1 pseudogene is annotated in these 367 nt (G+C 72.2%); it reads right to left on the reverse strand.

Features of this window, described 5'->3' with window-relative positions:
- Positions 1 to 367, reverse strand: a pseudogene (locus H928_RS33395) (two-component system sensor histidine kinase KdbD); the annotation flags it as partial.

The following is a 367-nucleotide window of genomic DNA, read 5'->3' on the forward strand; positions in this document are numbered from 1 at the left end:
CTGCTGCGACTGCGCCGAGCGGTGCTGGCGCGCCGGCGCATCCACATAGACCACCATCCAGTCGGCCTCCAGCCGCCGGGCCAGGCGCGCCACCTGGCGCACCAGGGCATCATCCCCCGCCTGACCGCCTACGGCGACCAGCAGACGCTCGCGCGTGGGCCAGACATCGCCGATGGAGCGCTCGCGCCGGTAGTCGCGCATGTCCTCATCGACGCGGTCGGCCGTACGGCGCAGCGCCAGCTCGCGCAGGGCCAGCAGGTTGCCGAGGCGGAAGAAATGGTGCGAGGCCCGCTCGGCCTGCTCCAGCGGGTAGATCTTGCCGGCCTTGAGGCGCTTGAGCAGCTCCTCGGGCGGCAGGTCGACAACG

The organism is Comamonas sp. B-9 (genome assembly GCF_000410635.1).
In the GTDB taxonomy this organism is placed as follows: Bacteria; Pseudomonadota; Gammaproteobacteria; order Burkholderiales; family Burkholderiaceae_C; genus Comamonas.